At 28.0% G+C, this 18,192-nt stretch carries 19 protein-coding genes; 14 read left to right on the forward strand and 5 right to left on the reverse strand.

Features of this window, described 5'->3' with window-relative positions; translation table 11 throughout:
* Positions 1 to 68: 68 nt before the first annotated feature.
* A complete protein-coding gene (locus KQI16_RS05390) occupies positions 69 to 431 on the forward strand; it encodes an ATP-binding protein (RefSeq protein ID WP_216432677.1) in 363 nt (120 codons plus the stop codon).
* 359 nt (positions 432 to 790) lie between these two features.
* On the opposite strand, the gene KQI16_RS05395 is transcribed toward KQI16_RS05390, so the two are convergent.
* Positions 791 to 931 carry a hypothetical protein gene (locus KQI16_RS05395; RefSeq protein WP_216432678.1) on the reverse strand — a complete coding sequence of 47 codons (141 nt, stop codon included), beginning with the start codon at positions 929 to 931 and terminating at the stop codon, positions 791 to 793.
* A gap of 123 nt (positions 932 to 1,054) precedes the next feature.
* Between KQI16_RS05395 and KQI16_RS05400 the strand changes: the two genes are divergently transcribed.
* The 4 genes from KQI16_RS05400 to KQI16_RS05415 all read left to right on the forward strand — a co-directional run bounded on the left by KQI16_RS05400 (position 1,055) and on the right by KQI16_RS05415 (position 4,539).
* A complete protein-coding gene (locus KQI16_RS05400; protein WP_216432679.1) occupies positions 1,055 to 1,771 on the forward strand; it encodes a TRM11 family SAM-dependent methyltransferase in 717 nt (238 codons plus the stop codon).
* A gap of 76 nt (positions 1,772 to 1,847) precedes the next feature.
* Positions 1,848 to 2,612, forward strand: coding sequence for a DNA-methyltransferase (locus tag KQI16_RS05405; RefSeq protein ID WP_119866039.1), 765 nt, complete (start codon positions 1,848 to 1,850; stop codon positions 2,610 to 2,612).
* Positions 2,613 to 2,645: 33 nt separating this feature from the next.
* Positions 2,646 to 3,545, forward strand: coding sequence for a DNA adenine methylase (locus KQI16_RS05410; protein WP_216432680.1), 900 nt, complete (start codon positions 2,646 to 2,648; stop codon positions 3,543 to 3,545).
* Positions 3,546 to 3,609: 64 nt separating this feature from the next.
* Complete coding sequence (locus tag KQI16_RS05415) at positions 3,610 to 4,539, forward strand: type II restriction endonuclease (RefSeq protein WP_216432681.1); 930 nt, start codon at positions 3,610 to 3,612, stop codon at positions 4,537 to 4,539.
* 246 nt (positions 4,540 to 4,785) lie between these two features.
* Here KQI16_RS05415 and KQI16_RS13290 read toward each other — a convergent pair whose 3' ends face one another.
* Entirely contained in the window at positions 4,786 to 4,974 is a 189-nt protein-coding gene (locus KQI16_RS13290) for an NERD domain-containing protein (protein WP_119866616.1), read from the reverse strand.
* A 137-nt stretch (positions 4,975 to 5,111) separates the two neighbouring features.
* Between KQI16_RS13290 and KQI16_RS13210 the strand changes: the two genes are divergently transcribed.
* From KQI16_RS13210 to KQI16_RS05450, 6 genes are all read left to right on the forward strand, one after another.
* Entirely contained in the window at positions 5,112 to 7,346 is a 2,235-nt protein-coding gene (locus KQI16_RS13210; protein WP_216432682.1) for a Piwi domain-containing protein, read from the forward strand.
* Between the two features lie 103 nt (positions 7,347 to 7,449).
* Positions 7,450 to 8,316 carry a DUF2971 domain-containing protein gene (locus tag KQI16_RS05430; protein WP_216432683.1) on the forward strand — a complete coding sequence of 289 codons (867 nt, stop codon included), beginning with the start codon at positions 7,450 to 7,452 and terminating at the stop codon, positions 8,314 to 8,316.
* Positions 8,317 to 8,949: 633 nt separating this feature from the next.
* Entirely contained in the window at positions 8,950 to 9,567 is a 618-nt protein-coding gene (locus tag KQI16_RS05435) for a class I SAM-dependent methyltransferase (RefSeq protein WP_216432684.1), read from the forward strand.
* A 34-nt stretch (positions 9,568 to 9,601) separates the two neighbouring features.
* Complete coding sequence (locus tag KQI16_RS05440; RefSeq protein WP_216432685.1) at positions 9,602 to 9,934, forward strand: CPCC family cysteine-rich protein; 333 nt, start codon at positions 9,602 to 9,604, stop codon at positions 9,932 to 9,934.
* Positions 9,935 to 9,972: 38 nt separating this feature from the next.
* Entirely contained in the window at positions 9,973 to 10,281 is a 309-nt protein-coding gene (locus KQI16_RS05445) for a nucleoside triphosphate pyrophosphohydrolase (protein ID WP_216432686.1), read from the forward strand.
* A 21-nt stretch (positions 10,282 to 10,302) separates the two neighbouring features.
* The gene (locus tag KQI16_RS05450; RefSeq protein WP_216432687.1) at positions 10,303 to 12,834 is read left to right on the forward strand and encodes a DEAD/DEAH box helicase family protein; all 2,532 of its coding nucleotides are present in this window, start codon (positions 10,303 to 10,305) and stop codon (positions 12,832 to 12,834) included.
* A gap of 205 nt (positions 12,835 to 13,039) precedes the next feature.
* Here the strand turns inward: KQI16_RS05450 and KQI16_RS13215 are convergent, their stop codons facing one another.
* Positions 13,040 to 13,303: a hypothetical protein gene (locus tag KQI16_RS13215; RefSeq protein ID WP_330654142.1), complete on the reverse strand. Its 264-nt coding sequence runs from the start codon at positions 13,301 to 13,303 to the stop codon at positions 13,040 to 13,042.
* The gene (locus tag KQI16_RS05455; protein ID WP_216432688.1) at positions 13,246 to 13,407 is read right to left on the reverse strand and encodes a hypothetical protein; all 162 of its coding nucleotides are present in this window, start codon (positions 13,405 to 13,407) and stop codon (positions 13,246 to 13,248) included. The genes KQI16_RS13215 and KQI16_RS05455 overlap by 58 nt, the downstream gene beginning before the upstream one ends.
* A 105-nt stretch (positions 13,408 to 13,512) precedes the next feature.
* On the opposite strand from KQI16_RS05455, the gene KQI16_RS05460 reads away from it, so the two are divergent.
* Positions 13,513 to 14,571: a UbiD family decarboxylase gene (locus KQI16_RS05460; protein WP_216432689.1), complete on the forward strand. Its 1,059-nt coding sequence runs from the start codon at positions 13,513 to 13,515 to the stop codon at positions 14,569 to 14,571.
* Here the strand turns inward: KQI16_RS05460 and guaC are convergent.
* The gene (gene guaC / locus KQI16_RS05465) at positions 14,500 to 15,483 is read right to left on the reverse strand and encodes a GMP reductase (protein WP_286172894.1); all 984 of its coding nucleotides are present in this window, start codon (positions 15,481 to 15,483) and stop codon (positions 14,500 to 14,502) included. The genes KQI16_RS05460 and guaC overlap by 72 nt on opposite strands.
* 414 nt (positions 15,484 to 15,897) lie before the next feature.
* Between guaC and KQI16_RS05470 the strand changes: the two genes are divergently transcribed.
* On the forward strand, positions 15,898 to 17,409 hold the full coding sequence (locus KQI16_RS05470) for a methyl-accepting chemotaxis protein (protein WP_216432691.1): 1,512 nt from the start codon (positions 15,898 to 15,900) through the stop codon (positions 17,407 to 17,409).
* Between the two features lie 98 nt (positions 17,410 to 17,507).
* Positions 17,508 to 18,179 (forward strand): hydrogenase nickel incorporation protein HypB, encoded by a 672-nt coding sequence (gene hypB / locus KQI16_RS05475; RefSeq protein WP_216432692.1) that lies wholly within the window; start codon positions 17,508 to 17,510, stop codon positions 18,177 to 18,179.
* Positions 18,180 to 18,192: the final 13 nt, after the last annotated feature.

Raw genomic sequence — 18,192 nt, forward strand, 5'->3', positions numbered from 1 at the left:
AACAGGTAAATCTTATAGAGTTAAAGATAAAATATTCACTAATAATTCCAAAAAATAATTAGTCAAAAGTGTTAAAAGTTATATTTGCAAATTTGTTAAAAATAATATTGACATTAACATATGCAGAAAACTTTAAAAAGATCAAGGAAGAGGGACTAGGTCTTCTAGTAATTGACGACCTAGGCACAGAACAAGGGACAGAATGGAGCCTATCAAAAATCTACACCATCCTAGACAGCAGGTACAGAAAGAAACTGCCAACCATAGTTACAAGCAACTATTCCCTTGGCCAGCTAAAGGAAAGATATGGGGAAAGAATTGTTGATAGGCTTATAGAAATGTGCATAAACATAGAAAATAAAAATCCAAGTATAAGGAAGATTAAGGCGGAGGAGAATAAGGAGAAGCTGAGGGGGATGTTGGGGGGATAAAGGATATTCTAAAAAATAATATTCTTTAATTTTAAGATATTTAAAAATAACCAGTAACTAAAATAATTAAGTATAATATGATAAATAATAATACTTAAAATTTAGGAGCTGGTATCTTGGGATAGTTAAAAATTTTGAAGAACCTGCAAACTATGTATCAAGAAAAATTGTTAATGAGATGCTAAAGAAACATCTAAATAATCAATATTTGAAAGAGATTCAAGTACCTAATATTGAAGAGGCAAAGTATCTTAAAGAAGCACGTGCCTTATTAGTTAATAAAATTTATACTTCTTTTTGGAAGAAGATTTGTGAAGTTTTTGGATATGAATATAAGGATAAACATGATGAGATTATAATTAACCATTATAATATATTACATTATTTATAATTTCATAACCCGGTATATTTGATAAGGCATCTTGTAAATCTGTTTCTTGTTCAAATTTTAGTCCATTAATATTTGTTTGTTTTCCCCCACAATATATATTTTTAGCCAAAAAAATTCCCCCTTTAAATGAAATATATAAAAGCTTGTCTAAGCATATTATAAATGAAAGTAATGTAGAAAAGAATAAATCAAAGAAATTTTGACCAAAATTCCTTCATAGGGAAGTGATAAAATGTATAGAGAATTTAATCTTGAAACCAAATCAATATGGAGTTTTAAAAATAGGGGAAACTGGGAAACTCATAAAGGAGATTATCCAGGCAATTGGAGTCCATATGTGCCTAGAAATCTTATATTAAGATATTCAAAAGAAAATGATCTAATATTAGATCAATTTTTAGGTAGTGGAACTACTCTTATTGAAGCAAAGTTATTAAATAGAAGAGCTATTGGAATAGATATAAATGATGAGGCTTTAAAGATATCTAAAAATAGAATTTATTCAATTAAAGGTGATAAAGATATAAAATTAATCAAGGCTAGTGCTAGAAATTTAGATGTTATTGAAAGTGAGAGTATAGACTTAATTTGTACTCATCCCCCATATTCAAATATTATAAAATACAGTAAGGATTTAGAAGATGACTTATCATTGCTAAATTTAGATGAATTTTATGAAAGTATGAAGGAGGTTTCAAAAGAAGCATTTCGAGTATTAAAAAAAAGGAAGTATTGTGCAATTATGATGGGGGATATAAGAAAAAATGGTCGTGTTATTCCATTAGGATTTAATGTTATGCAATTATTTATAAATGAAGGTTTTAATCTTAAGGAGATAATAATAAAAGAACAGCATAATTGTAGTTCTACAAAATATTGGGAGGAAATAAGTTTAAAAAGAAACTTTTATCTATTAGCTCATGAATATATATTTATTTTCTTTAAATAATATCTTTTAAATTGGATTTATTGATAAATTTCTTTATAATAAAGAGTATGAGTATTAACTATAAAGGCGGTTAATTATGAAATACATAGATGAAAAAAACTACAAGTTATTATTGGGGGATTGTATTAAGGAATTAAAGAAAATGGAAAGTAAATCAATAGATATGATATTCGCGGATCCACCTTATAAACTTAGTAATGATGGAATAACATGCAAATCTGGAAAAATGGAAAGTGTTAATAAAGGGGAGTGGGATAAATCTTTAGGAGTTGAACTTGATTATAAATTTAATATGAAATGGTTAAAGGCATGTGATAGAGTTTTAAAAGATAATGGAACTATGTGGATATCAGGAACATATCACATTATCCATTCAATTGCCTTTGCATTACAAAAGTTAGGATATTACATAATAAATGAAGTAACTTGGGTAAAACCAAATGCTGCCCCTAATTTAGGTTGTAGATGTTTTACAGCAAGTCAAGAGACATTACTTTGGGTAAAAAAGAATAAGAAAGCAAAACATACTTTTAACTATTATTTGATGAAAGAAATGAATGGTGGAAAACAAATGAGAAGTGTATGGGAAATATCAACAACTCCGAAAAGGGAAAAGAAACATGGATATCATCCAACTCAAAAACCAAAAGAACTGTTATATAGATGTATATTATCAAGTACAAATGAAGGTGATATAATTTTAGATCCCTTTTGTGGTTCAGGATCAACTGGAGTTGTTGCTATAGAAAATAATAGAGTTTTTATAGGAATAGATAAAGAAGAGGAATATCTAGAAATTACAAACAAAAGAATAAAAGAAATAGAAAATCTAATTACATAATGGAGTAGTTAGATTAATTTAGGAGTGATAACAATGAAATCTAGTATTAAGCCCTTCTTAAAATGGGCTGGTGGAAAGACACAGCTTTTAGATGAAATAGTGAGTGATTTACCTGAAAATATAAAAGACATTAAAAGATACGTGGAGCCTTTTGTTGGTGCTGGTTCAGTGTTTTTTTATTTCTTAGAAAATGATTATTTTGAAGAATACATAATAAATGATATAAATTCTAAGTTGATAAATTTATATGAAGTTATTAGAGATAATCCTGAAAAATTAATAGAAGAAATAAAGAAGCTTAAGAATATATATTTAAACTTAGAAATGGAAGAAAGGGAAAAACTATTTTATGAAATCAGAAATAAGTTTAATTCCTTAGATTGTAATAAATTACAATTAGCTACTTATTTTATATTTTTAAATAAAACATGTTTTAATGGATTATATAGAGAGAATTCAAAAGGAGAATTTAATGTACCCTTTGGAAAGTATAAAAATCCAAGTTTTTTTGATGAAGAATTGTTAATGAATATTTCTAAATTCCTAAATATGAAAAATAAAAATGGGGAATTTAAAGTTAAAATTTTAAATAAGAATTTTTATGAAGTTGATGAATATATAAATAATAATACATTTGTATATTTTGATCCACCATATAGACCAGTAACAAAAGGGGGATTTACGTCTTATAATAAAAGTTCTTTTAATGATGAATCACAAATATTATTAAGAGATTTTTATAAAGAGATGAGTGATAGAGGAGCCAAAATAATGTTAAGTAATTCGGATCCTAAAAATTTAGATGAGAATGATAATTTTTTTGATGATTTATATTCTGAATTTAATATAAAGAGAGTTTATGCAAAAAGAAATATTAATTCAGACGCAAGTAAAAGAGGGAAGATAACAGAATTGTTAATAACTAATTATTAAAATAAAATTATATACTTCTATTTATAGTATAGACAAAAATATATAAGTAAAGAGGGGATTTGGGATGAATTTAGATAAAAAAAGAATTGATTATAATAAATCAGAAGAAACATTTAAATACTTCATGAGTAGTTTAAAAGATAGCATAAGTGGATGGGATTATTTTGTAAAATGGAAAAAAGTTTATAAAAATTTATCAGAAGTAGAAATGAGTTTAAACTTATTAAATTATTTACTTGGAAAAGAGAAGGTTGAAGAGGAATTTAAAAGTTTATTAAAAAAGTATCCAGATATTATAAAAGCTATTCCTATATTACTAGCAAGTAGAGAGAGTTGTTTTCAAATATTAAAACCAATTGATGATAATGAAATAAAGTTTGATATTGAAAAATATGATTTCTCTAATACTGTTGATTTATCAGAGAATGATATAGATAGAATTGTAGAATTTACTAAAAATACAGGGATATTGGATATTATTAAAAATAAGAAAGTTAAAAATTTAGTAGATTATGTACTAGGAGTAGAGGTTGGGCTTGATAGTAATGGTAGAAAAAATCGTTCAGGAACTAGCATGGAAAATTTAGTTGAGCTATTTATAAAAGATTTATGTAATAAATATAATTACGAATATATTGTACAAGCTACCCCTAATAGAATTAAAGAAAAGTGGAATTTAAATGTTAAGGTTGATAAGGCTAGTAGAAGATTTGATTTTGCAATTAAAACAAATAATAAACTGTTCTTAATAGAAACAAATTATTATAGTGGTGGAGGTTCAAAGTTAAAAGCGACAGCAGGGGAATATAAAACATTATATGATTTAATAATTTCTGATGGTTATGAATTTATTTGGATTACTGATGGAAAAGGATGGCTTGCAGCAAGTAAATCTTTACAGGAAACTTTTGAACATAATAAATATTTATTAAATTTAAATATGATAGAAGAAGGAATATTGGAAAGTATATTAAATGAAAGTATAAGTATATAAATAGATTATTTAATAATTTTTAGAGCTAATTTTAGATTGAATTAAAAAAGGCTAAAAGATAAATTACAATCTTTTAGCCTTTATATTTTCTACATGAACTTTTTTAATAAAATCATTAGCATGGGTGTAAGCTTACAACTTTATATATAATTTATCTATTTCTTCCTTTGACATTAAAGTAAAGGAATTATTCATATCTTCCTTAATTGCTTTCTTTTTATTACCTTTGCATTAGAAGAAATTAGATTAATTTTTTAAGAGTATAATGCTCACTAAATATAATAAAAAATTTATAAAAATTATCCTATCAATTTCTAAAGTAGATTTTAATGTGCTTATATGACTTTTATTTTGCCATATTGGATTATAAAACTTATTCTTTTGATTATTTTGAAGGGTTTGTGTCCAATATTTATTTTTCTCATCTCCAACGATTTAACTACTGTAATTTTTAGGTTTTAATAAATATATAAGGTTTATATAGAAAATATTGAAATTTAATATTTTATTAGGTAAAATTGAGTAAAAAATGAATAAAATAGTATAATTCAATTAGATTTGGAGGAGAAAATGTGGAAAATTTAACAATAGAAGCTTTTAAAGGAATAGGTTATATAAAACCTTTAAAATTTTATGAATATTCTATTGTACCAAAATGTGAAATAGACAATATTTATAAGATTTTAGGACAAGCTAGATACAAAATGCATTCATATAATAATTTTAAAGCAGTATTTGTTAAAAATCACAAGTTATATGCTTTAGAAAAGCTTAGTATTCCAAAGATGGATAATATGGAGATCAATTTTAATAAATCAACAGAGTTAGGAATTGAAAATAATTTAGATATTTATAAAGAAGTTGTAATTTATTATATAAACAATTCTTTAAGACAAGTAAGGAATAAGTTTGGGTATAAGAAATATATTACAAAATATACGGATGAGATAATATGTAATACTATAATAGATAGAGATTTATCTGAAAAATATCAAACTCAAAATGGGATATATTTCAAAAGAAAATTTAAGATTAACCCTGAAGTTTTGAAAAATGGTGAAGTAATTTTATATATTAGTTGTTCATCAGATTTTTCAACCCAAAAAACTATTTTTGATTTTATTAACGAAAAGAAAGATATAATTGGATTAACAGTTAAGAATAAGTGGAGTAATATTAAAGGAACTGGTGAAATTGTAGAAATTTCTGATAGAAGGGTAGGTGAAGTATCACCTGAACTAGGAGTGAATTTAATAGAGTATTATAAAAATATGAACCAAGCTTATAGAGTAAATCAATTTACAGAGGAAGATAAGAATGCTAATGTTATAAAAGTTAAAACAGGAAAAAAGATTTATGAATTTATTCCCCATTCTTTAGAACCAATTATTACTAGAGAATATTTGAAAAAATATGCCCCTAATTTCTCTATAAAAATAGAACCTTTGTTAAAAATGGAAATGAGTTATAGATATGTAACTTTAAAATCTTTTATAAATGATATAGGAAGTATAAAGGAATTAAATGATATCAAATTTATAGCTTCTTATTTTGATGATGTCTCTAAATTAGGCTATAGTAAGGGAATTATTGAAGAACCAATATTATTAAGTGCTAATGGAATTATTAAAAATAAGATTAATGTTTTTAGTAAGGGATTTTATAAAATTTCAAAACAAAAAGTAAACTTTGGGGTTATATATCCTGAAGGAGAAGAAATTGAAACTCAAAAAACTATTAGAGCAATATTCGATTTTTTAAAGGAAGGAAAATATCATAAAGAGGAAAATAAGTATATTAAAAAGAATTTATTATATTTAAATTTTGATAAAAAAGAATGTATATATGAGGAATATAAAGCAGGAGATATAATAGATTATAAAAAAGCTGCTTTGAGACTTAAGGAATATAGTAGTCTAAGTTTTATTATTGCAATAATTCCAAATATTGAAGATGATGAAAATGAAAATCCATATAATCCTTTTAAAAGAGTATGGGCTGAACTTGGAATACCATCTCAAATGGTTTCTTTAAAAACTGCAGAAAGATTTGTAAATTCTACAAGCAAAACAGAATTGTATTATTTACATAATATTGCTCTTGGTATTCTTGGAAAAATAGGAGGAGTTCCCTGGGGAATTTCAAACATGCCAGGGGATATTGATTGTTTTATTGGTTTAGATGTTGGAACAAGAGAAAAAGGAATACATAATCCAGCTTGTTCGGTTGTTTTTGATAAGTATGGTGAGCTTATTAATTATTACAAGCCTACAATACCTCAAAGTGGTGAGATTATTCAAACTGAAATATTACAAGAAATATTTGATAAAATTTTATTATCTTATGAAGAAAAATACGGTAGATATCCTAAAAATATTATGATTCATAGGGATGGATTTTCTAGAGAGGATTTAGATTGGTATAAAAATTATTTTGATAAAAAATCAATAGATTTTACTATAGTTGAAATAAAGAAGAATATACCACTAAAAATAGCTGAGATTAAAAATGGAGAGGTAAAAAATCCAAAAGCCGGAAGTTATATATTAAAAGAAGACAAAGCATATTTAATAACTACGGATATTCGAGAAAATTTAGGTTCACCTAGACCATTAAAAATTGAAAAAATATATGGAAAAGCTGAAATGATGACAATTCTGAAACAAATATATTTTTTAGCAAATGTCCATGTTGGATCTACCAAAGCTTTAAGATTACCTATAACTGTAGGGTATGCAGATAAGATATGTAAAGCTATTGATTTTATTCCATCAGGTGTATTAGATAATAGGTTGTTTTTCTTGTAACATATAAAGTTTTCAGTAATTCATAGAATATCAGAAAGACTATAGAGAGTAATTAATGAAATAGTAATAATTTTATATAGTATAAAAGGGGGGGGGGATTAATATGGGAAATAGTAATACTATGGATATAAAAAAATATTTTGATAAGTTAAATATAAGTTTAGAAGAGGCAATAGATTATAAAAATAAATTTATACCTAAAATTTTATATAAATATGTATCATTATTAGATGATAGATATGTAGCGTATTATAAGAAAAATAAAAAGAGATTAAATTCGCTAAGAGATAATATGTTATGGCTTTCTAATTATAAAAAGTTTAATGATCTATTTGAATTAAAAATGCTAACTATCGATAGGGAAAGGCTTAAAGGAACAGGATGGAATTCAGAAGAGATAGAAAAATATTTAGAATATTTTAGAAATGCTACACTTATATCTTGTTTTAGTTCAGATATTGACAATAATATGCCTATGTGGGCACATTATGCAAATAATCATAAGGGTTATTGTGTAAAATATTCTGTTTTAAATCCACAATTAATTTTCCCAGTAATGTATGAACCTGTTAGAAGTAAAAGTGGAGTAATTGTAGCTAATATTATTAAAGAAATAATGGAAGCATATATTAATAAGCTAGAGAAGCCATCAGAAGGATTTTATAAGTATTTTGGCTTTTTATATAGTTCATTTACTTGTAAGCATAATATGTGGAAAGATGAAAAGGAATATAGATTATTATATATTAATAGTAATTTAAATAATCAAGAAGGTAAATTAATAAATTTAACAGAGGTAGGATTAAAAGTAGATGCAATATATATTGGGTATAATTGTGATGAGATTTATAAAACACAGCTTATAGAAATAGCTAAGAGTATCGGTTGTGACTTATTAAAGATGACATTTGATGAATATAGTGAAGAATTTAAGTTAGTACCAGAACTATTATATAATAACATAGATTAGTAAAATAAATATTGAAAAAATAAAAATAAAATTATAGATTTGTATATTATTTATATTATATTTAAAGAAAATAATAATTTTGCTACAAATAAGCTTGTGTAATTATTAATTCATTTAATATTGTTAAAATATCAAATGTTATTAAATTTAATAAAACATCATTTTAGAGAAAAGATCTAAATTGTGCAATTTGTAAATAATTTGTTTGAAAAAGATAGAATTAATAGTAGGATTATAGAATATAAATTATGAACTGATATTAACATAATCTATTAAAAAGAAGAAAAACATATAGTGAAAAATGGAATCAGAAGTTTGGAAAATAATATATTTTGATGAATAAGCAGCAGTAGACTTATTAGAATTAGAATAATGAAGGTAAAGAATCGGTAGTTATTAAAAATCTTAATGAAACTGTAGCACAAATTAAAGGAGAAGGTTCAATAAATAAACGTTTTTTAATCTTTCGTATTAAGTTATTCACTAATATTTCCACCTATTCTGTGAAGAATTCATTTTTTAATTACTTGTAAAACTATTTATTTTATCAATAATTTATCTTCACAGAAATAAACTCTATCACTAATCTAAATATTGTATAATCAATATATATACTTATAAGGAGAGAGCAACATGCAAACCTACTGGAACACCATCTACCAAACCCTAAACAACAAGCCACCAAGCTACGACCTCTGGCTAAACAAATACGAACCCATACTAAAAGCCAACAAAGACAGCACCATAATAGATCTAGGCTGTGGCTCAGGGGGAGACACTTTATATTTAATAGAAAGAAATTACAAGGTCCTATCCTGTGACTATTCAGAAGAAGCCTTAAAAATAGTAAGAAAATACATAGCTAATTCAGAAACAAGTCAGCTTGATTTAACTCAAAAACTTCCCTTTGAAGATGAAAGTGCTTCAGTTATCATAGCTGATTTATCTCTACATTACTTTAACGATGCTGCTACTAAAAAGATTATCCAAGAAATAAAGAGGGTTCTAAAGCCTAAGGGCTATTTAATAGGCAGGCTTAATTCAGTTAATGACAAAAACTACGGAGCTTTAACTGGGCAAAAAATAGAAAAGCATTTTTACTTAACTGAAAGTGGATATAAGAGATTTTTTGATAGGGAAGATATAGAATATTACTTTAAAGAATTTGAAATTAAGCACTGCACTGAAGAAAGTATGATGAGATATGGAGATGAGAAAATAGCTTGGGAATTTGCCGTTCAAAAAATATAGCTTTTACTTTTATTAAAGAATAGGTGATTTATTTATGAGTAAAAAAGAATATAAGTATTTGCCAGAAGTAAAAAGTAGGGAAATAATAAGTAACCAATCTAATGATGAAGTTTATGTAAAGGGAAATTCACCATGTCCTTGTTGTGGATTTATTACTATTCCCAATAATGGAGATGCACTTTCTTATGTATGCCCAGTATGTTTGTGGGAAATAGATTTGTTTCTTAAAAGTGATAATGAAACAAGTGATTTAAATCATGGCTTAACATTAATTGAAGCAAGAAAAAATTATAAAGATTATGGAGCGGTATTGTATAATTTAAAGGAATATTCTAGAGAACCATTAGAGAATGAATATCCAAATTAATAAGCTTAGAATAAATTAAGCAAAAGGGGGAGTAGCAAATGAAAAAATACAACAAACTAGTAAGAGATAAGATTCCTGAAATAATTAAGGCAAGTGGGAAAGAATGTGAAATAGAAATTGCGCCTAAGGAAGAAAGATATAGCCTTTTAGAAAATAAACTTCAAGAAGAGGTTGGAGAATTTTTAGAAGATAAGAATTTAGAAGAACTTGCAGATATTATGGAAGTTTTATTTGGACTTGCTCATGTACTAGGCTATAGTGAGGAAGACCTTTTAAAGATGAGAGATAAGAAAAGAGAAGAAAGAGGAGGCTTTAAAGAAGGAATAGTACTTAAAGCTGTAAAATAATTTTAGTTAAAGGTGAGAGATATGAAGGCTGTTAATAATAAAAATTATCAAAAGATAAAAGATATAGAGCAAATAGGAGAAAAATTAGATATAAGCATAAAGGGTCCTGTTTTAAATGAAGGTACCTATTCTAATGCCATAACTGGAGACAATAAGCATTTATATTATAGCTTGAAACAAAGCTTCAAAAAAGCAGAAGTCATTGATATTATTGTATCTTTTTTAATGGAATCTGGAGTAAAACTTATTATAAATGATTTAAAAGAAGCAGTTTCCAGGGGAGTAAAAATTAGAATCCTAACAGGAAACTATTTAAAAATAACCCAGCCCTCAGCCTTATATCTTCTTAAGGGGGAATTAAAGGACAAGATTGATTTAAGGTTTTATAATGTACCCAATAAATCCTTTCATCCAAAATCCTATATGTTCCATAATAAATATGATAGTGAAATTTACGTAGGATCTTCTAATATATCACGTGGGGCCTTAACGGATTCTATTGAATGGAATTATAGATTTTTAAAGTCCCAAAACCCTAGAGATTTTAATGACTTTTACACTACCTTTGAGGACTTGTTTTATAACCATTCTCAAATAATTAATGATGAAGTTATGAAAGAATATTCAAGGACCTGGAAAAGTCCTAAGGTTTACAAGGACATAGAAGAAGCAGAAGAAGAAGATAAGGATTCTAAAGAGAACAAGGTTATAGAATTATTTGAGCCTAGGGGGGCACAAGTTGAAGCCTTATATGCCTTAAAAAATTCCCGTGAAGAAGGTTTTGATAAGGCCTTAGTTGTTGCTGCAACAGGAGTTGGTAAAACTTATTTAGCTGCCTTTGATTCTAAAAAGTATAATAAAATTTTATTTGTAGCCCATAGGGAAGAAATAATTAAGCAGGCTGCAGAAAGCTTTAGAAATGTAAGAAAGAGCGATGATATTGGATTTTTTTATAGGGATATAAAAGATAGAGGTAAGTCTATGACCTTTGCTTTGGTACAAACTTTAGGAAAGGCTGAATACTTAAATGAAGGTTATTTTAGCAGGGATTATTTTGATTACATAATAATAGATGAGTTTCATCATGCAGTATCAAAAAATTATAGAAATATTATAGAATATTTTACCCCTAAATTCCTGCTAGGACTCACAGCAACTCCAGAAAGACTTGATTCAAAAGATGTATTTGCCCTTTGTGACTATAATACTGTTTACGAAATTAGGCTTACTGATGCTATAAATAAAGGATATCTTGTTCCCTTTAGATATTATGGAATTTATGATGAAACAGTAGATTACGACAATGTTGAATTTAAGAATGGAAAATATAATGACAAGGAATTAGAAAAGTCCTTAATGATTAATAAAAGGGCAGAACTAATTTTAAATCACTATAATAAATATTCTTCAAATAGGGCCTTAGGTTTTTGTACTTCAAAAAAGCATGCAGAATATATGGCAAAGTATTTTTGTGAACATGGGATAAAGGCAGTAGCAGTATATAGTGGAGAAAATGGAGAATACTCAGAAAATAGAACTGACGCCATAAATAAATTAACTAAAGGTGAAATAAAAGTAATCTTTTCAGTTGATATGTTTAATGAAGGGTTAGATATTCCCTCAATAGATATGGTAATGTTTTTAAGACCAACAGAGTCCCCAACTGTATTTTTACAACAGCTAGGCAGGGGACTAAGAAAATATAAAGATAAAAAGTACCTAAATGTTTTGGACTTTATAGGAAACTACAAAAAAGCAGATATATTATCTTTTTTACTAAGTGGAAAACCATATTCCTCTACAGAAGTTAAAAAAGGAAAGTTTAAGAAAGAGGAGTATCCAGAAGATTGCCTAGTAGATTTTGACTTTAGATTAATAGATTTATTTAAAAAGTTAGCTTCTAAGAAAATGAATACTAAAGAGAGAATAAAAGAAGCCTTAAGGGAAGAATACCTAAGAGTTAAAGAAGAATTGGGCTATTCTCCAAGAAGGGTTGAATTCTTTAGAAATTTAGATGATGAAATTTACTCAACAGTAAAAAGTAAATCAGATTTAAATCCATTTAATAATTACTTAGAATTCTTAAAGGAAAACAATGACCTAAATGAAAATGAAGAAGCCCTTTATAATAGTAGGGGTAGAGAATTTATTAATATGATAGAAACAACCAGTATGAGCAAAAGCTATAAGATGCCTATCTTACTTGCCTTTTATAATAAAGGTAATATAAAGATGGAAATTGATGAAGAAGAGGTATATCAAAGCTTCTATGAATTTTACCATAAGGGTTCTAATAAAGTTGATATGCTAAGGCATAAGTCAACTGCTGACTTTGAAAGCTGGGATAGGAAAAGATATATTAAATTAGCCAAGGATAATCCAATTAAATTTTTATTAGATACTCATGGAGATTTCTTTAAAATTAAAGAAGGAGCCCTAATTGCCCTTCAGGATGATATGAAGGATATTATTAAGGATAAGGCCTTTATAGAGCATATGAAAGATGCCATAGATCTAAGAATTGATAAATACTACAAGGAAAGAAAATTATAATAAAAAATGAATTATATATTATAAAAAAGAAAACGCTTTAATAAATGACTTTCAAACATTTATTAAAGCATTTTTTTAAAAATAAGTATATAAAACTCAAATTTTCTTTCATCATTATCGTTATTTATATTGAATTTTGTATAAATAGGTTTAAAACAAAATATGGACTATTTTTTAACAAGGATTAAAGGAAAATTATATAAAATTAGGATAATTTACTAATTAATTCATCAGTTAAATCAGATATAAGCAGGTTTATTGCTTCTATATCTTCTAAAGTTATATTGTCATAATGGATGCCGCAGCTTACAACTACTGTAGAGTTAAGGTTTTTTGACAAAACTTTGGCAAGCCTTTGAACGATAACATCTTCCTTATGGCCTGTTATTGTTAAAAGAGAAACGGAAGAACTTATTTTATTTTTATCTTCAAGGCTGGGACGGGGAATTCCAAGAGCAATGGCACCAATGTGGGAAGATCTCCACCATAAATTGATACATTAAGGTCCTTTCCCATAAAAAGAGCTGTCAAAGTAATTTCTTTATTTTTAAATTGTTTAGTTAAGTTTATCATTTTGGTCCTCCTGTAGGATTAATTAGATCTTTATAAACAACAGATAAAAACAATATATAACTTTACAAAAGAAGCGTCAATATTTTTAAATTTTAGGGGGATAATATGTCTTTTAAAGATTTACAATCATTTATAAAAGAATTAGAAAGGAAGGGGGAGCTGGTCAGGGTAAAAGTTGAAGTAGACCCAGAGCTGGAAATAACAGAGATAACAGACAGAGTGTCTAAAAGCTATGGCAAGGCTCTTCTTTTTGAGAAGGTTAAGGGCTCAAAATATCCAGTCCTTATAAATGCCATGGGAACCTATGAAAGAATGGCTATGGCTCTAGGAGTTAAAAGCCTAAATGACATGGGAGATGTTATAAATGACCTTATGGATATGAGCAGCTACATGGGAGTAGTTAAGGCAGTTAAATCTATCCCAAAGCTTACTAGAATGGCCTCTGTTTTTCCTATAAAGCTGCCAATAAAGGGAGCCTGTCAGGAAGTTATAAATCATGATCCAGATTTAAATGAGCTTCCTATTATAAAGTGCTGGCCAGAAGATGGAGGAAAATTCTTAACTCTTCCTTTAGTAATAACCAAGGACCCAGAGACAGGGATACAAAACATGGGCATGTACAGAATGCAGGTCTATGATAAAAATACAACAGGAATGCACTGGCACTGGCATAAGGATGGAAGGGAAATCTATGAGCAGTACAGAAAGCTTGGAGGAAAGATGCCAATATCAGTAGCCCTTGGCTGTGATCCAGCTATTACCTATGCAGCTACAGCACCTCTTCCAAAGATGATTGATGAAATGATGTTTGCAGGCTTTTTAAGAAAAATGCCAGTAAATATGGTTAAGTCAATAACAAATGATATTTATGTCCCTGCAGATGCAGAATTTATTATAGAGGGCTATGTGGATGTAAATGAGCCTTTAAGATTAGAGGGTCCTTTTGGAGATCATACAGGTTACTATTCCTTAGCAGACTATTATCCAGTATTCCATGTAACCTGCATAACTCATAAGAAAAATCCAGTTTATCCAACAACAATAGTAGGAAAGCCTCCTATGGAAGACTGCTATATCACACCTTTCTTTTTTTTAATATATTCTGTCTCCATTAAATATGGAATTCTTAACAATCACATAATCAACAGTTCTTATTGCATCTAGTTTCTTTCCGCCAGCATAAGAAATTGATGATTGAAGGTCTTGTTCCATTTCTATTAAAGTATCCTTTAAAGGTCCTTTATATTCTACAAACATTTTCTTTCCTTCAACATTCTTTTTTTCTCCCTTTTGGAATTCGGAAGCAGAACCAAAGTATTCCTTATAAAGCTTTCCTTCCTTTTCAATAGTTACACCTGGAGATTCTTCATGTCCTGCAAAAAGTGATCCTATCATAACCATAGATGCACCAAATCTAATGGATTTAGCTATATCTCCATGAGTACGAATGCCGCCGTCTGCAATAATTGGTTTTGTTGCAGCCTTTGCGCACCAACGAAGGGCAGCTAACTGCCAGCCGCCTGTTCCAAAGCCAGTCTTAATTTTAGTTATACATACCTTTCCAGGTCCTATACCTACCTTAGTTGCATCTGCACCAGCATTTTCTAATTCCCTTACTGCTTCTGGAGTTCCAACATTTCCTGCAATTACAAAGCTATTTGGTAAGTATTTCTTTATATGTTGAATCATATTTATAACTGAATTAGAGTGTCCATGAGCAATATCAATTGTTATATATTCAGGTTCAAGATTTTCCCTTGCTAATTCTTCAATAAATTTATATTCATCTGGCTTAACCCCAACACTAATAGAGGCGAACAATCCTTTTTCTTTCATTTCTTTTACAAAGTCTTTTCTTGTTTCTGGTTTGAAACGGTGCATTATATAAAAATATCCGTTTTCAGCTAAAAAGCTTGCGATTTTTTCATCTATAATAGTCTGCATATTTGCTGGAACAACCGGAAGTCTAAAGCTTCTTCCGCCAAAGTTTATAGATGTATCGCACTCAGAACGACTGTTTACTATACATTTGTTTGGTATTAGTTGAATGTCTTCATAATCAAATACGTTATCCATCATCATACTCCTATATGCGAATATTTTTTGCTAATATTAAATTATAGTTCGTTTACAAGAATTATTATACATAGATTTTATAAAGATGTCAAAGAGATTTATATTCTTTTTATACATATGACATATTATAACCAAGTAAATTCTCTTTATGAAAAGAAGGATAATTTTATATTTGAAATCATTAAAAATTTTTTCTTTCTATAGAATAAGGCTAGAAAAATATATAATTCGTGATAAAATAATAAAGGGTATTTAATGATAATTATTATTAAATAAAAAAATAATATTTGGAAAATAAAATAAGATTTGGAAGTTTGTCAAAGTTTGTAGGAAAATAAAGCCTCTAAACATAAAAACTTAACTTAATAATAATTAGTATTTTTATCAGACTTTTAATAGAATAGGTGGGAGCTTATGATTAATAAATTAAAAAATGTAAAGTTATCAAAAGGTGTATTTTCTATATCATTATTAGCAGTTATATTTGCAGTTATCATTGGTTTTGTAGGGGATTTTTACTTAAGTCAAATTAATAAAAATATAAAGGTCATGTATACTGAAAGCGTAGAACCATTATCAATTGGAGCAGGTATTAGGGGCGAATTTGCCAATATGAGAATTGAAGCTCATAAGGAAATGTATAAGCATGATACTAGTTACACTGAAAGTCTAGCTAAGCATAATGAAAATATTCAAAAATATCTTCAGAAATTTAATAGTGCCTTTAAGGATAGTGAAGACTTAAAAGAGATAAATGAATTTAAGGCAAATTATGATGAGTATTTAAAGTATTGGGATAAGATAAATAAAGACTTAGCTGCAGGAAGGGATGTTTCTGAAGAAGATTATAATAATCTGTCAGCGGTTGCAACTAAGGCAGAAGAAGCCTTATACAAGTTAAAGACTTATAATGTTGAAAAGGCAGGAAGCCTTTATACTGAAAGTGATAGTATTTATACTAGCTCAAGAGTAAGCTTTTTAGCTATAATAGGCCTAATAATTCTTATATTCTCCTTCTTCTCTTACCAATTTATTAAAATAATCAAACTTGCTTCAAAAGATATGCAGGATAAATTGGAAGTTCTAGCAACAGGAGATTTTACAGTTGATTTAGAAACAAAGGACAATAATGAATTTGCCCTATTGAAGAGAAGTTTATCAAAAACAATAAAGGAAATATCAGCAGTTATAAGAAGGGTTAAAGAAGTTTCAGATGATATAGATCTTAAGGCAGAAACTTTAGCAAGCACAGCAGAAGAAATGTCAGTATCTTCAGGAAATGTTTCAACAGCAATAGAAGAAGTAACAAAGGGGACAACCTCCCAAAGTGAAGATTTAATAGATATAACTACTGTAGTTGGAAATTTTGGAGAACAAGTCAATGAAATTATTGAATTAATTCAAGGAGTTGAAAAATCTTCAGAAACTGTTGGAACTATGGCATCTGATAGTAATAGAAGCATGCAGGAATTGGTAGATGCCATAAACCAAATAAGGGAAGCCTTTAAGGAACTTATACTTCAATTTAACAATTTAGATGAAAAGATTAATAATATAAGTGAAATGACCGATTTAATAAATAAGATTGCTGAACAAACTAACCTTCTAGCCCTAAATGCATCAATAGAAGCAGCAAGGGCAGGGGAACAAGGCAGGGGCTTTGCAGTAGTTGCAGAAGAAATAAGAAAATTAGCAGAGCAGTCAAAAGCTTCTTCAGATAATATATCAGCTTTAGTCAGCGATACAGAAAAGAGCAAGGATTCTATGGTGGAAAAATATCTGCCTATAGTGATGATGATAAGACTGTATTTGAAGTTAAATTGCCAATGGAAGAATAAATATATATACCTTCAATCAATAATTAACTTAATTGTTAATATGGTTGAAGTTTTTTTTTACTTTATAAAGCTTTGTAGAAAAGTATAAAAGGAGCAATTGGTAAATATTAACATATAAAATTTAGAATGTTAAGCTTTTATCAAAGGCATATTTTTTAAAAACAAATTTATTGATGGAAGTATAATATGGCGGAATTTAGGGTACTTGAGATAAAGCAAAGTGTTTTTGAAGATAACAATAGGCAGGCAGATTTACTTAGGGAGGAATTAAAAAAGGAAAAAACTTTCTTGCTAAATGTGATGTCCTCACCTGGTTCAGGAAAGACCACAACTTTGACTAAAACAATAAATAACTTAAAAAAGGATATAAGAATTGGAGTAATGGAAGCAGATATAGATTCAGATGTTGATGCTCATACAATTTCTGAAACCGGTGTTAAAGTCATTCAGCTGCATACTGGAGGAATGTGCCATCTTGATGCAGATATGACAAGACAGGGACTTACAGCTCTAGGAACTGAAGATATTGATTTAGCAATCTTAGAAAACGTAGGAAACTTAGTATGTCCTGCAGAATTTGATACTGGAGCCTCAAAAAGCATAATGATTTTAAGTGTTCCAGAAGGCGATGACAAGCCTTTAAAGTATCCTTTAATGTTTTCTGTTGTAGACCTTGTATTAATTAATAAGATTGATGTTTTAAATTATTTTGACTTTGACCTAGAAGCCTGCAAAGAACGTATTAAGAAGTTAAATCCAAAGGCAGAAATAATTCCTATATCAGCAAGGACGGGAGAAGGAATAGATAAGTTTGCAGACTGGCTTCGCAGGGAAATTAAAAATTGGAATGAAGGCTAAAGTAAGAAAAATG

This window comes from Caproiciproducens sp. MSJ-32 (genome assembly GCF_018918055.1).
Lineage (GTDB): Bacteria > Bacillota > Clostridia > Clostridiales > Clostridiaceae > Clostridium.

What these genes read in the sequence shown, in the direction of transcription:
- KQI16_RS05460 (WP_216432689.1), top strand. Translation starts at nt 13,513, where the DNA reads ATGTCTTTTAAAGATTTACAATCATTTATAAAAGAATTAGAAAGGAAG.
- KQI16_RS05470 (WP_216432691.1), top strand. Translation starts at nt 15,898, where the DNA reads ATGATTAATAAATTAAAAAATGTAAAGTTATCAAAAGGTGTATTTTCT.
- KQI16_RS05455 (WP_216432688.1), bottom strand. Translation starts at nt 13,407, where the DNA reads ATGATAAACTTAACTAAACAATTTAAAAATAAAGAAATTACTTTGACA.
- KQI16_RS05415 (WP_216432681.1), top strand. Translation starts at nt 3,610, where the DNA reads ATGAATTTAGATAAAAAAAGAATTGATTATAATAAATCAGAAGAAACA.
- KQI16_RS05435 (WP_216432684.1), top strand. Translation starts at nt 8,950, where the DNA reads ATGCAAACCTACTGGAACACCATCTACCAAACCCTAAACAACAAGCCA.
- hypB (WP_216432692.1), top strand. Translation starts at nt 17,508, where the DNA reads ATGGCGGAATTTAGGGTACTTGAGATAAAGCAAAGTGTTTTTGAAGAT.
- KQI16_RS05450 (WP_216432687.1), top strand. Translation starts at nt 10,303, where the DNA reads ATGAAGGCTGTTAATAATAAAAATTATCAAAAGATAAAAGATATAGAG.
- KQI16_RS05405 (WP_119866039.1), top strand. Translation starts at nt 1,848, where the DNA reads ATGAAATACATAGATGAAAAAAACTACAAGTTATTATTGGGGGATTGT.
- KQI16_RS05400 (WP_216432679.1), top strand. Translation starts at nt 1,055, where the DNA reads ATGTATAGAGAATTTAATCTTGAAACCAAATCAATATGGAGTTTTAAA.
- KQI16_RS05410 (WP_216432680.1), top strand. Translation starts at nt 2,646, where the DNA reads ATGAAATCTAGTATTAAGCCCTTCTTAAAATGGGCTGGTGGAAAGACA.
- KQI16_RS05430 (WP_216432683.1), top strand. Translation starts at nt 7,450, where the DNA reads ATGGGAAATAGTAATACTATGGATATAAAAAAATATTTTGATAAGTTA.
- KQI16_RS05440 (WP_216432685.1), top strand. Translation starts at nt 9,602, where the DNA reads ATGAGTAAAAAAGAATATAAGTATTTGCCAGAAGTAAAAAGTAGGGAA.
- KQI16_RS05445 (WP_216432686.1), top strand. Translation starts at nt 9,973, where the DNA reads ATGAAAAAATACAACAAACTAGTAAGAGATAAGATTCCTGAAATAATT.
- guaC (WP_286172894.1), bottom strand. Translation starts at nt 15,483, where the DNA reads ATGGATAACGTATTTGATTATGAAGACATTCAACTAATACCAAACAAA.